General features: G+C 64.4%; 15 protein-coding genes. 13 read left to right on the forward strand and 2 right to left on the reverse strand.

Going from position 1 to position 13,744, the window contains the following annotated elements:
- The first annotated feature begins 36 nt into the window (after positions 1-36).
- The 4 genes from P3H15_RS31430 (at position 37) to P3H15_RS31445 (ending at position 2,698) form a co-directional block, all read left to right on the forward strand.
- Complete coding sequence (locus tag P3H15_RS31430) at positions 37-231, forward strand: hypothetical protein (protein ID WP_276140783.1); 195 nt, start codon at positions 37-39, stop codon at positions 229-231.
- Between the two features lie 269 nt (positions 232-500).
- Positions 501-1,448, forward strand: a complete 948-nt coding sequence (locus P3H15_RS31435; RefSeq protein ID WP_276140784.1) for a C40 family peptidase — start codon at positions 501-503, stop codon at positions 1,446-1,448.
- Between the two features lie 140 nt (positions 1,449-1,588).
- Complete coding sequence (locus P3H15_RS31440) at positions 1,589-2,005, forward strand: hypothetical protein (protein WP_276140785.1); 417 nt, start codon at positions 1,589-1,591, stop codon at positions 2,003-2,005.
- Between the two features lie 120 nt (positions 2,006-2,125).
- On the forward strand, positions 2,126-2,698 hold the full coding sequence (locus P3H15_RS31445; RefSeq protein WP_276140786.1) for a 3'-5' exonuclease: 573 nt from the start codon (positions 2,126-2,128) through the stop codon (positions 2,696-2,698).
- Between the two features lie 240 nt (positions 2,699-2,938).
- On the opposite strand, the gene P3H15_RS31450 is transcribed toward P3H15_RS31445, so the two are convergent.
- Positions 2,939-3,793, reverse strand: a complete 855-nt coding sequence (locus P3H15_RS31450; protein WP_276140787.1) for a phosphoadenosine phosphosulfate reductase family protein — start codon at positions 3,791-3,793, stop codon at positions 2,939-2,941.
- Between the two features lie 124 nt (positions 3,794-3,917).
- Here P3H15_RS31450 and P3H15_RS31455 point away from each other — a divergent pair, with 124 nt between their 5' ends.
- The 8 genes from P3H15_RS31455 (at position 3,918) to P3H15_RS31490 (ending at position 11,885) form a co-directional block, all read left to right on the forward strand.
- Positions 3,918-4,595 (forward strand): hypothetical protein, encoded by a 678-nt coding sequence (locus P3H15_RS31455; RefSeq protein ID WP_276140788.1) that lies wholly within the window; start codon positions 3,918-3,920, stop codon positions 4,593-4,595.
- Positions 4,592-5,008, forward strand: coding sequence for a hypothetical protein (locus tag P3H15_RS31460; RefSeq protein WP_276140789.1), 417 nt, complete (start codon positions 4,592-4,594; stop codon positions 5,006-5,008). Before P3H15_RS31455 ends, P3H15_RS31460 begins: the two co-directional genes overlap by 4 nt.
- Positions 5,005-5,874, forward strand: a complete 870-nt coding sequence (locus tag P3H15_RS31465) for an RAMP superfamily CRISPR-associated protein (RefSeq protein ID WP_276140790.1) — start codon at positions 5,005-5,007, stop codon at positions 5,872-5,874. The genes P3H15_RS31460 and P3H15_RS31465 overlap by 4 nt, the downstream gene beginning before the upstream one ends.
- Positions 5,871-6,596 (forward strand): hypothetical protein, encoded by a 726-nt coding sequence (locus P3H15_RS31470; RefSeq protein WP_276140791.1) that lies wholly within the window; start codon positions 5,871-5,873, stop codon positions 6,594-6,596. Before P3H15_RS31465 ends, P3H15_RS31470 begins: the two co-directional genes overlap by 4 nt.
- A 228-nt stretch (positions 6,597-6,824) precedes the next feature.
- Positions 6,825-7,094, forward strand: a complete 270-nt coding sequence (locus P3H15_RS31475) for a WhiB family transcriptional regulator (protein WP_072948860.1) — start codon at positions 6,825-6,827, stop codon at positions 7,092-7,094.
- Positions 7,095-7,999: 905 nt separating this feature from the next.
- On the forward strand, positions 8,000-8,905 hold the full coding sequence (locus P3H15_RS31480) for an alpha/beta hydrolase (protein ID WP_276140793.1): 906 nt from the start codon (positions 8,000-8,002) through the stop codon (positions 8,903-8,905).
- Between the two features lie 89 nt (positions 8,906-8,994).
- Positions 8,995-10,152, forward strand: a complete 1,158-nt coding sequence (locus P3H15_RS31485) for an ISAs1 family transposase (protein WP_276140794.1) — start codon at positions 8,995-8,997, stop codon at positions 10,150-10,152.
- Positions 10,153-10,289: 137 nt separating this feature from the next.
- On the forward strand, positions 10,290-11,885 hold the full coding sequence (locus P3H15_RS31490) for an NAD(P)/FAD-dependent oxidoreductase (protein ID WP_276140795.1): 1,596 nt from the start codon (positions 10,290-10,292) through the stop codon (positions 11,883-11,885).
- A 362-nt stretch (positions 11,886-12,247) separates the two neighbouring features.
- Here P3H15_RS31490 and P3H15_RS31495 read toward each other — a convergent pair whose 3' ends face one another.
- Positions 12,248-12,949 carry a hypothetical protein gene (locus P3H15_RS31495; protein WP_276140796.1) on the reverse strand — a complete coding sequence of 234 codons (702 nt, stop codon included), beginning with the start codon at positions 12,947-12,949 and terminating at the stop codon, positions 12,248-12,250.
- Positions 12,950-13,016: 67 nt separating this feature from the next.
- On the opposite strand from P3H15_RS31495, the gene P3H15_RS31500 reads away from it, so the two are divergent.
- On the forward strand, positions 13,017-13,744 hold a 728-nt coding region (locus P3H15_RS31500), incomplete at its 3' end, for a transposase (protein ID WP_276140797.1).

Below are 13,744 nucleotides of genomic sequence, written 5' to 3' on the forward strand. Positions count from 1 at the left end.
AAGACAGAGTCACCTCACCGGAAGGAACACACAGTCATGACCGCGGACCAGCCGCGCCACCGGCGCCCCGACCTGACCTTTCATCCCGATATCGTCGCTGCGCCCGCGCAATTCCGAGTGGTGGAAGCCGCGCCACACGACGATGCGGACCAGGCCGCGGACACAACCCAACGGAAGGACAGCTCCAGTGCCGAATCCCAGATCGGACGACGAAATGGCAAGGGGCTGTGAGCAGAAAGAAAAGTCGGAGGCCACCTACAAAGATGGTGTGCCTCCGACTCACCCGGTGCATTCTCAGTACCCACACCCTATGTGACCGTCCGCATCCGGTCCACCTCTCCACACCCGGCTGATGGGAATGCCCGACTGGGTTGCCCCGGTGGTGTGTTCGGCCCGAGTTGTCCAGGTCCCTCTCTACTGTCGGTGATCGCACGACCCTCTTCGCGGTCATCGAGACAACTTCCGCCCTTGGCCGCCACACCCACGGCGCAGGAGACATCATGGATTTCGTATCGATCATCGTCGGCGTCGCAGTGGCCGGCGCATCAGCTGCCCAGGGCGGCGGAGTGGACCCGGCGATCACCGACAGCGTCACGGCGGTCGCACAGGACCTGCCGCCCGCTCTCGCCCCGTATGTCCCGGACCCGCAGCCCTATCTCGACGACGCGGCCCGGGCCGTACAGCAGGCGCAGGCGCAGTTACCCGCGCAGTGGCAAGCCGAGATCGAGGACGCTATTCCACCGGAAGTCCTCGATGCCGCTTCAGGCGCCAGGGAACAGCTCCCGCCCGAGGCGCAGGGCCTGATTCCCGAGGTGGTCCTGCCCGCCCCCGGTCCGGAACCCGGGCCCGGCGGCGGTGTCACCGACCCGGCAGGACCCGCAGCTCCGGCACCGTCATCGGCTCCGCAGCAGGAGACGAATCCGGTATTTCTGTCTCCTGTCGTCGGCGGAGCACCCACCACTGCGGCCGGCATCCCCTCCCTGACGGGAATGCTGGCCCCGACCGCAGTGCGCGAGCTGACCTTCGATCCCCGCTTTCCCCGCAACCTCGAGTTCGCGCATGCGGTCATCGACGCGGCGATGCGGGCGATCGGATTGCCCTACCAATGGGGCGGAGGCCTTCTCACCGGACCGTCGATGGGCGACGGCACCGGAGGAGCGACCGCCGGCTACGACTGCTCCGGGCTCACGCGCTTCGCCTACTACATCGGTACCGGTGGCACGACGGTCTTGCCGCGCACCTCACAGGAACAGTTCCGGGCCGGCCAGCAGATCAGCATGGACCACGCCCAGCCCGGTGACCTGCTGTTCGGGAACTGGCAGGCAGACGGAGCCAACCACGTCGCAATCTACCTCGGTGGCGGAAAAATGCTCGAGGCCCCGCAGACCGGGCAGCGCGTCCAGATCAGCGCCGTCCGTCCGGGCCTGGTGCCCGCCCGCTTCCTGTGACCCCAACCGGCACCATCGGGGACGGTGCCCTGTGCTTGATCCCGAAGCGGAACAATACGATCGCCACTAGAGACCCAGACCGGCCACAGGTCGTGTCGCGACGTGCGGCACGACCGCAGAGACGAAGGAGACAGTGCCCCATGACCATTACGCCAGCAGCCCACAAGAAGGCAATCGAGACCGCACGAAAGAATGCGGAAGCACTGGCGCAGAAGGCAATCGAAACACGAGTCGCGCTTGTCGGAGCCATCGGGGAAGCAGTGGAAGAGCTCGCCGCACTCGATGCCGCACGCGAGGCAGCCGTGGACGCAATCAGGACGGCCCACGAGAGGGCGATCGAAGGCGGATGGACGGCCAAAGAGCTCGCAGCCATGGGCTACACCGCCCCGAAGAAGCGGAAGAACACCTCCAATAAGGCCACGCGCGGTGGCGCCAGCAAGGACGCGACCGAGACGACCGACGTCGCCGATGCTGCTGCACCGCAGCAAGGCGCTCAGCCGCCGAGCACCGACGGGCAGATCTCCCGCGAACGCGAACCAGAGCATTCCTACAGCTAGGAAGCAGTCCGGTGGCGTGGCCCGAGCGCTACAGGAACTTCTTCGGGGCGGCATAGGAGCCGAAGTCACGAACCACATGTCAGAGGGTGCCGTCACGATGATCACGAGAAAAGAGGTGGCATGACCAGTACACAGACGTCTCCGCAGCAATGGGCACGGGGCATGCTCGTCCCCGGCCGGGCAGCAGTGCTGGACGTTGAATCGACCAATTTGGACGGCAGCATCATCGAAATCTGCGTTCTGGACGCCGCCACCGGGGATCCGCTGCTCGATACCCTCGTCGATCCCGGCGAAGTTCCGATCCACCCGGACGCCTACGCCGTGCACGGAATTGCCCCGGCCGATCTGATCGGCGCCCCCGGCTGGGCTACGGTCCACCAGGCTCTGATTGCGGTGACCGCTGGGCGAGTGACCCTCAGCTACAACAGTCAGTTCGATCAGGGTCGCGTTCTCCATGACTGTGCTCGACACGGTCTCGACCCTGCGCACCTCGCCGACCCCGAGATGTGGGGATGCATCATGCGGATGCGATCGCAGGCCGAGGGCATCGAGAAGAGCATTCGGCTCGATGGCGGCCACCGGGCCCGCAGCGACGCCGCGGCCGCCCGCACCGTCCTGCTCGGCATCGCGGAGGGCACCTCGGCGCCATCGGCCACCATGGACTCCGCCGCTACCTCCCACTTGCCGGCGTAGTCCACCGTGCCGCACATCTCGAGGCGGGTCGGTAGCAGTCTCCTTGCCGGGGCGATGCGTCTGCTCGGACTCGAATGGGACGATACGTGAATCCGGCCGCGGTGTGATCGGTGAGATCTTCCGCGGTGTCGCGGCGGAAACCACAGTCACGACACCGGTTGTGGCTGGGTCGGCGGAGGTCCACAGCGACGCGACACCGCGCTGGCTCTCGTGGGTCGGTCCCGTGATACCCGCTCGCCATCAGACGAATTCGCGGATCCGGGGGAGGATGTGGGCGAGTTCTTCGAACAGTGCCGGCCATCCACGGCGCAGGCGGGTGATGCGACCGTGTTCGAGGAAGGCACCGTCGAGCATGTGCGAGACCCGCAGGTGCCGCTCGGGGGTGCCGAGTCGGCGAAGTGTGTCGTAGACGGGGTTCACCGGTAGCTGGTGGTGGGCGATGTAGGCCCAGATCTCCTCGACGCTCCAGTCCCAGATGGGCCCGAAGACATGTGTTCCGTCGGCTCGGTCGATGAGACCGCCGTGGTGTCGGCGTTGCTCGGTGGTGTTGGTGCAGCAGCCGTCACAGTCGCGTGTGACGTGGCTGCTGAGTGCGTTGTAGTACAGCGACCAGCGTCCGGTCCCTTTCGGGGATTCGTCGGCGCGTACACCCCAGATTTCACCTGGCCCGTGCGCCGCGTGCGCCGCGCGGGAGGGGGCACCGATGAGGATGTCACGCAGTTTCTGGCTCGTGGCTCGCGTGGGCTGTTGGTGGTCCCATTCGCCGGACTGCGCGAGGACGGTCAGCAGTGGTGGGTCGGCCCGGTGGGGTTCGAGGTTCAGGTTCCAGCTGTCGGCGAGTGCGGTGATGTAGCTGTAGGTCTCGGGATACTCGAGGCCGGAGTCGAAGAACACGACGGGGATGTTCGGTTCGACCTGCAGGGTGAGGTGCAGTGCGACGAGTGAGTCCTTGCCGCCGGAGAAGGCAAGGTATCCATCGTGGTCGTCGAGATGCCCGGCGATGCGCCCGGTGAGGGCCCCGAGGTCGCGGCGGGGCCGGCGCAGTGCCCGGAGAGTGTTCAGGTCCAGGCCGTCGGGTTCGGGCTTGCCCACCACACGCCCTCCTCACAGTTGTCCGGTATCGAGATCTCGCAGCTTCTGTCACACAGTGCCCGCCCGGCGGATCTTCCTCCAGTCGTAGGGGCGTTGTGAAGTCGCCTGGACATGTGAGGAGTGTGGTGTGGGGAAACTGTGCGAGGTGGCCGGCCGGCAGGACGTCGTCGCCGCGGCATTCGCGTCGACGAACACGCGCGAGGCAGTCGAGCCCGCGAGGGTGGGCCGGTGCGCGCGATGCGCGGCATCTCCGGTTCCGGTGGAGGCGGTGACCAAGGTGGTCTCCCGAACGTTCACGGGTTACGACTGCTGGAAAGCACCCGCGGAGGGTGGGCTGTGCACGTCCTGCGCCTGGGCCTACCAGCACCCGTATCTGCGCAGAAGCATGCATGTGGTCACCACCCGACCAGCAATGAGGGCAGTGACCGCGGCGGACCTCGAACGGATCTTGTCGCGGCCCCTCGAGCCGGATACCGCCGTGGTGGTGCCCTTGCGGCCCGGCCGAAAGCACATCCTGCCGCACGCGCGGTGGGGCTCGATTGCTGTCGACGACACGTCCCTGCCCTGGACTGCGCGTGATGTCGCGGCGGTGACAGCGATGCGCCGGCTGCGGGCGCTGGGGTTCGGTGCCCGGATGCTCGCCGAGCCTGCGGCCCCGTATCCGGTGCTCGCCCAGGTCGCCCCCAGGCGGTGGCCGGCGGTCTTGACGGACTGGGACCGTCTCGCCCCGTACCGCCAGATCGGGCAGTGGTGGGAGCTCGCGCTGCGAGCCACCGTGTCGGCGAGCGCGAAGGGAACGACATGACCAGCCCGACCGATCGATGGCTCGCGGCCGCACCGGCGGGGCTGCCGCCGCTCGACGGTCCGGCGTCGACAGCTGAACGCCTGCTGCTGTTGCTGCACTACGGGATCGACTGGGATTCGGGATGGGTCGGACGGCGGCGGGAAACGTACTGGACCCAACACCTGCCGAACCGTGTTCGGGTCGCCACCTATATCGGTGGCGGCGATCTCGACCGGTGGTGGTCGGTGGTCTCCCGGTCCCTCGAATCGGAACCAAAGAACACCGACCAACGGCTGGAGCTGGCGACATTGCTGCGTGAGGAGTCCGAGCCGGTGCTGACGTTGCTGCGTGAGCGTCCCACGTCGTACGTGCTGCGCACACGGATCGTCGCCGAAGCCGTGGCCGCCGCCCGCACTGCGGGAAGGAAAAGATGATGAGGTCGACGGTGCGCTGGGATGTCGAGCTGACCGCGCTGTCCTCGATCTCCCAGAAGGGGGAGGACTCCGGAACGACGACGACACTATTCCGGCGCGAGCCGGTGATCCAGCCGGACGGAAAGCCGGTGCTGGTGCCGATCGTGTCCGGGAACTCCCTGCGCGGCGGGTTGCGCAGGATCGCCGAGGAGCTGTTCCGCGACGTCATCAGCTACGAGGGGCAGATCCCGCTCTCGGCCGCGCACGCGCTACGCAACGGCGGCTCTCTGACGAAGGTCACCGGCGACGGTCTGACCGGGCGCCGGCGGCAGCGACTGCGGGAGCTGGTTCCCCCGATCGGGGTGTTCGGCGGCAACGGCGGAGGCCAGCCACCGATCGATGGATGTCTGAAGGTGGGCAAGGTCATCCCGCGGGTGCGTGAGACCGAGACGATCATGACCCGGGCGTATGACGGCCGGCTGATGAGTCAGTTCGAGTTGGTCTCCCTGGAGAGCTACAGCCGATTCGACGACACCGACACCCGGACGTTCCCCGAATCCTCCGCGGGGCGCGGAGCCGGCAAAGATGCCGGCTCGTCGATGCTGATGCGATTCGAGGTCGAGACACTTCCCGCGGGAACCCGTTTCGAAACCTTCTTGCGGCTGGACCGGGCCACCGAACTCGAAATCTCGTTCTTCACCGATGTGTGGGGCAGATTCGCGCGTGACGGATTCCTCGGAGGGCGCAGCGCGATAGGTCACGGACGGGTCCGCGCCGAATCGGATCGGGTGGTGTTGGCCGGCCCGGACCCGCAGTCAGTGGACTGGCGCGTCGAGCTGACGCCACTGCGCGATGAGGTCATCGCAGCATTGTGCTGGCTGACATGACGGGCACCGAGGAGATGGCACCGTTCCTGGTGCGGGCGCACCTGTCGTCGGGACTGGCGCACGCGACGCCGTGGGGAATCAGTCTCGACGGGATCCTCGCCGCCGAACTGTGGGCCGATCACAAGGCCGCGGCATGGGGCCGAGGCGAGTATGTGCCGGCGCTGACACCCGCGTGCGTCCCGCCGGATCTCGAGCTGCCACTGGCGCGGTGCGAGCTCGCCGGCGCGGACTGGCATTGGTGTGCGACGTGCTCGTTCCCCGAGGACCCGGCCGGTGATCCCGTGGTGCGGCATTGGGCGTCGCGGGCCGATCACCGCGGGCTCGAGCAACTCAGTCGCACGCTGCCGGCGGTGATCTCGGATCGGCAGGGTCGCTACCGGGCTCGCTACATGCCCCTGATGATCACCAGCACTCGCACGGTCACCTGGCGCGGAGTCGGAGATCTCGACGCCGTCGCCACGATCCTGGGTGGCCTGGATGTCATCGGGAAGAAGCGGGCCCATGGTGAGGGCCGGGTTCTGCGGTGGGAGTTCGAACACTGCCCCGCCGCAGACCGGTGGGCGTCGGCGCACCTGCATAGCGACGGTACTCTCGGGCGCACCACACCACCGGCCTGCGTGCCGGATCGCTTGGAACCGGAATCGGCCGGGTTCGGGTTGGCCGGTCTGCGGCCGCCGTACATGCACCCGACCCGAATGAGGCAACTCCACCTACCTCGATGAGTGTTGTGCGCGTACCGGTTCGGCGCATGTTCTCCGTGCGATGTCACTCAACTCATCGATCTCGGATCTTCCTCCTCATGACGGGATAAGGCCGCTTCGGAGAGGACACGAATGTCGTGGCGGGGGACATCGATCACGGCGTGACGGCCGTGATGCGAAGTCGAGTCGCGTAGTCCAGGTCAGGGGATACCGTCTGCCCCACCGAAACACCCATCTGGGACAAGGGAGATGAGCGAGATGACCGATACCGACACACGGCCCAGGATGGCCTTGGACGCTCCGCAGTGGCGAGACTTCGCGCTGTGCCGGGTGACCGATCCGGAAGCGTTCTTCCCCGAGACGGGGGAGAACGGCCGCCCGGCGAAGCGGGTGTGCTCTGGATGCGAAGTCCGGGACGCCTGCCTCGCCGAGGCGCTTGCCCATGATGAGCGGTTCGGGATCTGGGGTGGGCTGACCGCGGCCGAGCGCCGCAAGCATTACCCGAAGCGACACCGGTGACCGCCATGGCCGCGGACTTCGCACACACGAGCCACGCCGAAGGACAGCGACGCACCAAAGCGATCCACCTCGCCCGGTACCTCTGGGATCGGGGTCTCACCCCGGCCGACCTGCTGTCACTTCAGGCTGAACAGCTTCGTCGACTCGCGCGGACGGTGGCCGTTCATCCGCCGCGCTCAGCGGAAACCTGGTATGTCACAGCCAGGTTGCTGGAGCAGAAGACGCGGTGGGCGCAGGCGCATCCGGACCACCCCGCTGCTGCTCGCGCCCACTTGGAGGAGCGGGAATTGTGGATGCCGTCTGGACAGTGCGGGACTGGCGGGTGATGGTCAGACTGCGACTATGTTCGCCGAGTCCGTAATCGGAACGGTGATGTTCCACGTTCTATGGATGCCTTCGTGGAGAGGGGGCAGCGATCACCGGGACACTGTCCTTCGGTCGCTCCAAAGTCACATCGAGCGGGAGTTGCAGATACTCGAGGTGTTGGCAACCACGTGACGCGCGCAGGTAGGCCGCTGGTCGACTACCGCGAACTCATGGGCGGAGCGTCGTCGCGCGACAGGTCTTCAGTCTATTTTTTGAAACAGGGTGCCTGATCGCGGACCCATCGACGGGGGTTCGCGGTCTGTCGAGATCTCGACGACGGCCCTCCGTAGTGTGCATTGAAGAGTTAACTCTTTTCTTTGAAATGGTAGCACTCAAAGTGCAATCATTCTGCGAGAACCGGTCATTCGGTAAAAACTACTCGCTCGGTAGGTCAGAAGAGAGCACTTAGTTCGCCAATTTTGCTGACTGATGGTTGGGGAATCAGCTCCGCTGCGGTTAGTGTTCGTGATCGGTGTCACTACCCAGCAATCGGCTTGAGGCCGAACCAGCAGGTGGCGCGATACGGAAGAGGTGAGTCCATGGCGCTGGACAAGGCGACAGCCGAATTCGTCCAGAAGATGGCCAAACGAGGCAGGTGCCCGGTATGGGAGATGACTCCGGTCGAGGTGCGCCAGTTGGGTGGTGCGTTGAAGGAGATGTACGGCGCAGGCCCCGACATGGCCCGCATCGACGATGTGACGATCGAGAGTTCTGCTGGGGGCAATTTCCGCGCACGTTGGCTGGTCCCCTGTCCAGATCCCAGCGCAATTGTCGTGTATCTGCACGGTGGTGGCTGGGTCACAGGAAACATCGACGAATATGACACGCTCGGTAGACAACTCGCCCAGGCATCCGGAGCCACGGTCCTCCTGGTCGACTATAGGAAGGCCCCGGAACACCCTTTCCCAACGGCGGTGGAAGACGCTTGGAGTGCGCTGAAGTGGGCATCGAGAAATCAAAACGAAATATCCGGTGGTCGGACATTGCCATTGATCATTGCAGGCGACAGTGCCGGCGGCAATCTTGCTGCCGTGTGCGCCATCCGTTCGGTCCGCGATCCCGATGTAAGCGTCGCCCTTCAAGTCCTCGTGTATCCCGTGACGGATTCGAACTTCGACACGGATTCCTTCACTGCCCCGGAGAACCAGCTGATGTTGTCGCGTCCCGGAATGATGTGGTTCTGGAACCACTACATCGGGGATGTAGGGAAGCGGCAGCACCCTGAGGCATCACCGTTGCGGGCACCCTCGTTGGCCGGTGTGGCGCCGGCTTTGGTGTTGACTGCGGAACACGATCCTCTTCGAGACGAAGGGGAGGCGTACGCCAGACGTTTGTCCGAGTCGGGTGTGGAGGTCGATCTTCGCAGATTTGACGGCCAGATGCATGCAGGGTTCCGGCAAAGTCGTGACAACCTGGTCCTGACCGGTGGTTTTGTGTGTGGGTGACACGCCGAAGAGGCGGTGATCGAGGGCGGGCACGGTCGCTACGGCGATGATTCAAGTTCCTACACCAGCACCACCACCAGGAACGAGCCGTGCCCGCCATCCCATCATCTCCCATTCCCATCGCCGTGTGCGACAGCGGACCGTCCCTCGGCGCGTCACCGGCCCCCGACACCGGGGTCCTCGACCTGCTCGCCACGGTGCCCGATCCACGTCACCGTCGCGGGGTCCGGCATCGTTTTCCGGTGATCCTCGCGCTCGCTCTGGCCGCGACTTGTGCAGGTGCCCGCTCGTTCACCGCGATCGCCGAATGGGTGCACGACGCACCCGCCGAGGCGCTGGGCAGACTCGGAGTATCTGCTGTTGTGCCGAGTGAATCGACGATCCGCCGCACCCTGGCGCGAGTCGACGCGGCCGTCCTCGACCGAGTGCTCGGCACGTGGATGTGGTTGCAGACCAATGTGATCGATGGCAGGAGGATCATCGCAGTCGACGGCAAGACTCTGCGCGGAGCGAAAGACACCGCCGGTCACCTCACACACCTGCTGGCCGCCCTCGATCACGACGTGGGTGTGGTGCTCGGGCAGGTGGAGGTCGGCGCGAAGACCAACGAGATTCCACTGCTGACCGACCTGCTCGACCCCCTCGAGATCGCCGATGCCGTCGTCACCGCCGACGCCCTGCACTGCCAGCGCGGCACCGCACAGTACATCCTCGACCGCGGTGGCCATTACGCGTTCACCGTCAAGGCGAACCAGCCGACGTTGCTGGCGCGGTTGAAGGCACTGCCGTGGAAGACGATTCCGGTGTCGACCTCGATCGCAGGACGAGGTCACGGACGGCTCGAACGTCGCACCATCAAGGCCACCGAACACGCCAGTGGGCTCGGGTTTCCTGGTGCCGCGCAGGCGTTGCAGGTCCGGCGCACCGTCACCCGCGGGGGCCGCAAGAGTGTCGAGGTGGTCTATCTGATCTGCTCACTTCCGATGACCGAGGTAGATCCACAGCAGGTCGCAGCCTGGATACGAGGGCACTGGACCATCGAGAACCGACTGCACTGGGTTCGCGATGTCACCTTCGATGAGGACCGCTGCACCATCCGTACCGGTGCGGCGCCGCAGGTGATGGCAACTCTCCGCAACGCCGCCATCGGATTGCTCCGGTTGGCCGGCCACGCCGGCATCGCCGCCGCGTTACGCCATCACAGCCGAGACCCACGCCGCCCCGTCGAACTGCTTCTGTCTATCTGACGTGGATTTATACGACTTTGCCGAGGCCCTGCAGATGCATGGCTTCTTCTCGTTCGTAAACGTCCTTCCCGGAAGTGCGGAAGGCATGGCGTTCATTGTCGAGTGGCTCGACAGAAAACTCAGAAAGGCAGTCGAGAATGAGTGACTACGATGTGGTGGTAGTTGGAGCCGGATTCGCTGGACTCCAACTCGTACACGAGTGCAGAAAGCGGGGCCTCAGCGTCCACGTGTTCGAACGTGCCAGTGGGGTCGGTGGCACGTGGTACTGGAACCGCTACCCCGGTGCGCGATGTGATGTGGAGAGTATGTGGTACTCGTACTCCTTCTCTCCTGAAATCGAGCAGGAATGGACCTGGACGGAGAAATGCGCCACACAGTCCGAGATCTTGCGCTACCTCGAATTCGTGGCGGACAAACTGTCGCTGCGCGATGCGATAACTTTGGACACCTCCGTCACGGACGTCGTGTTCGACGACACCACTGCGTTGTGGAGCGTGGCAACTGACTCAGGCGTGACTGTGACATCGCGTTTCGTGATTATGGCCACCGGATGCCTGTCGACAGGAAACATGCCCGACATGCCAGGTGTGCACACCTTTCACGGCGGTAGCTATCACACCGGATCCTGGCCGCACGACGGTGTCGACTTCACGGGCAAGAAGGTGGCGGTCATAGGTACCGGATCATCAGGGGTACAGATGATTCCTTTGATTGCGCAGGATGCCGAGGAGCTCGTTGTTTTCCAGAGGACCCCGAACTTTGTCGTGCATGCGCGTAATGCACCACTTACTCCCGAATTCGTCACCGACATCAAGTCGCGCTATGCCAGCCTGCGTGACGAATCGCGATGGTCCAATTCTGGGAAACCGGGACGGGAGACACTCCCTTCCGCGCTCGACCAATCGGAGAGTGAGCGCAATGCACGGTACGAGGCGCAGTGGGAGGCGGGCGGCGCGGTGATAACCGCGACCTACGCAGACATTCTGACCAACCAAGAATCGAACGACACGTTGACCGAATTCTTGCGGAAGAAGATCCGGAAGACGGTTACCGATCCCGAGACTGCGGAAAGGCTGACTCCGTACGGATTTCCGGTTGGCGCTAAGCGTGTCTGCGTCGGAACGGACTATTACGAGACGTACAACCGTGACAACGTCACATTGGTAGACATCCGCACGGACCCGATCGTCGCCATCGATCCGGAAGGAATACGAACAGAGAAGTCGAAGTATGATTTCGACGAGATCGTGTTCGCGACCGGGTACGACGCAATGACCGGTTCGCTCAAACGAATCAACATCCGCGGTCGAAATAGTGTCGCGTTGAAGGAACAATGGGAGAATGGCCCGAAGACCTATCTTGGTCTGGCGGTAAATGGGTTCCCCAACCTGTTCCTTGTGACAGGTCCAGGAAGCCCATCGGTATTGAGTAACGTGGTGACGTCCATCGAGCAGCACGTCGAGTTCATCGTCGATCACCTAGTATTCCTCGACGCGAGTGGCTTCACCGTGAGCGAGGCGAATGACGACGCGCAGGAGGCGTGGGTAGCGCACGTCAACGACATTGCCGACAGCACCCTGTTCCCTAAAGCCAATTCTTGGTACACCGGTGCAAACGTCCCGGGAAAACCGAGAGTTTTCATGCCGTATGTCGCAGGTGTCGGTAACTATCGGGCTATATGCGACAAGGTTGTCGCTGCTGAATACGAAGGGTTCACGATGACCCGCCCGTGATCGAGCGTGCAAAGGGGGTGGTAGGCCGAGACCGGCCTACCACCCCCTTTGGTGCGGCGCGTCGAGGTGCGGTTGCTGCTGCGGATCGACCGCCTTCGCTGTCGAACGATAGCGCACAAGGTTCTTCATCGAGCTGCTGTTACGACCGGTGCTGCCCTACCACGCGCGGCGAGTGGCCCTCGGTCGACGAATCACCCTCGGGGCGTGAGCGAGATCCTCTCAACTTGGGCAAGACTCGACCTATTTGCGGTAGGTCTGCCATTCCGGCGAGACGTGCAGAGCCGCCAGCTCGACACCACGTTGCGGTAAAGCTCAGTGAGCAGGACGCAGCACGCCATCTACTTCTCCTCTCCCATAAACGATCACGCTGGAGTGATGTGTAGTTCAGTGCGGCCGACGATGTCGATGTCGATTCGTGCGGTTCCCTCGTCGGACGCAACCGTAGTGTCCTCGACGGCGCCTCGCAGTGTGTAGGTGCGCCCCGGTGTCAGCTGGGATACCTCGACACTGCGCCGCCCGTCACGTGTTCCTGGGTGGAAAACCGCCTCCAAGTCCGCGCCGTCATTGCTGACCGCGCGCCCTACGAGTACGTCGGGGTAGGGCACCGACTCGATGAGCGGTCCGTTCGCCCAACGGTCGGGCATCCCCTTGCTCAACATGTTGAGCCACGTACCTTTTCGTCCCAGCATGGCGGAAGCCAGTTCACCGTGGACCAAGTTCGATGCACCTTCCACAGTGAGCCAACCGCGAGAATCGACGAAGATTTCGCGCTTCTCTTGGAGGTCGGACAGCGCAGCGACCGCGAGATCCTCGTCCCCGGCCTCGCGCATGGCGAAAGCTATAACAGGGTAGGCGAGCGTCGAACCCTTTCCATAGTTTCCGACGTCGAAACCGGTGTCGGGCGCTTTGGTTCGCAATTTCCCGTCGGCTCGCTTTTCGAAGGCCAGTCGCGTCAATACGTATGCTCTATCCGCAAGTTCGGGTGCATATGCCCGCTGATAAACCGGCTCTTCCGGATCGGCGGTGCGTAGACAGGTGTCCAGCGTGAGAAATGGGGACCGCAAGATGTAGGCGGGTCCTGGGGTGTGACGATGAAGGCCCCTACACGCTCATCTCACGACCACAGGACCCATGACCGACACTACCGCCCTCGTCGCCGACACCATCTGCCGAACCGTCGAATTGGGGGTGACGATCACCGGCGCCGCCATCGCCGAGGACCGCACCTGGATCGACTGCCGACCCGTCGAAGCGGATCCGACCTGCCCGACGTGCGGGCAGCCCGGGCGGCTGCGGGACCACGTCGATCGTGTCCTGACGGACCTGCCGGTGGTCGGGCACCCGACCCGCCTGCGGATCCAGCTGCCACGCTTCACCTGCATCGACGACGGGTGCGAGGTCACGATCTTCCGCCAGCGCATAGAGGCGGTCGCCGCACCGAAGGCCACCACCACCCGGCGATGCGCACGCTGGATCCTCCAGCGCCTGGCGATCGACAAGATGTCCGTCTCGGCTGTGGCCCGAGCGCTGGGGTTGGGGTGGAACACCGTCAACTCGTTGGCCGTCTCACTCGCCAGTGAGTTGGTCTTCGACAAGCCCGGCCACCTCGACGGTGTCCGCTATCTAGGCGTGGACGAGCACAAGTGGAAACACCGTCGCGGGCAGGGTGATCCGGACTTCGTGACCGTGATCGTGGACCTGACGCCGGTGATCGACGGAACCGGGCCTGCTCGCTTGTTGGACATGGTGGCGGGCCGGTCGAAGGCAGCGCTCGTGGAATGGCTCGACAAGCGGGATGCGAACTTCCGAAGCCGTGTGCAGGTCGTGGCGATGGATGGGTTCGCCGGCTACCGCACCGC

The sequence above is a fragment of the Rhodococcus sp. T2V genome, assembly GCF_029269925.1.
GTDB lineage: Bacteria > Actinomycetota > Actinomycetes > Mycobacteriales > Mycobacteriaceae > Rhodococcus_F > Rhodococcus_F koreensis.

Bases quoted from the DNA above. Each gene is read 5' to 3' on its own strand.
- P3H15_RS31430 (WP_276140783.1), top strand. From the start codon at position 37: ATGACCGCGGACCAGCCGCGCCACCGGCGCCCCGACCTGACCTTTCAT.
- P3H15_RS31435 (WP_276140784.1), top strand. From the start codon at position 501: ATGGATTTCGTATCGATCATCGTCGGCGTCGCAGTGGCCGGCGCATCA.
- P3H15_RS31440 (WP_276140785.1), top strand. From the start codon at position 1,589: ATGACCATTACGCCAGCAGCCCACAAGAAGGCAATCGAGACCGCACGA.
- P3H15_RS31445 (WP_276140786.1), top strand. From the start codon at position 2,126: ATGACCAGTACACAGACGTCTCCGCAGCAATGGGCACGGGGCATGCTC.
- P3H15_RS31460 (WP_276140789.1), top strand. From the start codon at position 4,592: ATGACCAGCCCGACCGATCGATGGCTCGCGGCCGCACCGGCGGGGCTG.
- P3H15_RS31465 (WP_276140790.1), top strand. From the start codon at position 5,005: ATGATGAGGTCGACGGTGCGCTGGGATGTCGAGCTGACCGCGCTGTCC.
- P3H15_RS31470 (WP_276140791.1), top strand. From the start codon at position 5,871: ATGACGGGCACCGAGGAGATGGCACCGTTCCTGGTGCGGGCGCACCTG.
- P3H15_RS31475 (WP_072948860.1), top strand. From the start codon at position 6,825: ATGAGCGAGATGACCGATACCGACACACGGCCCAGGATGGCCTTGGAC.
- P3H15_RS31480 (WP_276140793.1), top strand. From the start codon at position 8,000: ATGGCGCTGGACAAGGCGACAGCCGAATTCGTCCAGAAGATGGCCAAA.
- P3H15_RS31490 (WP_276140795.1), top strand. From the start codon at position 10,290: ATGAGTGACTACGATGTGGTGGTAGTTGGAGCCGGATTCGCTGGACTC.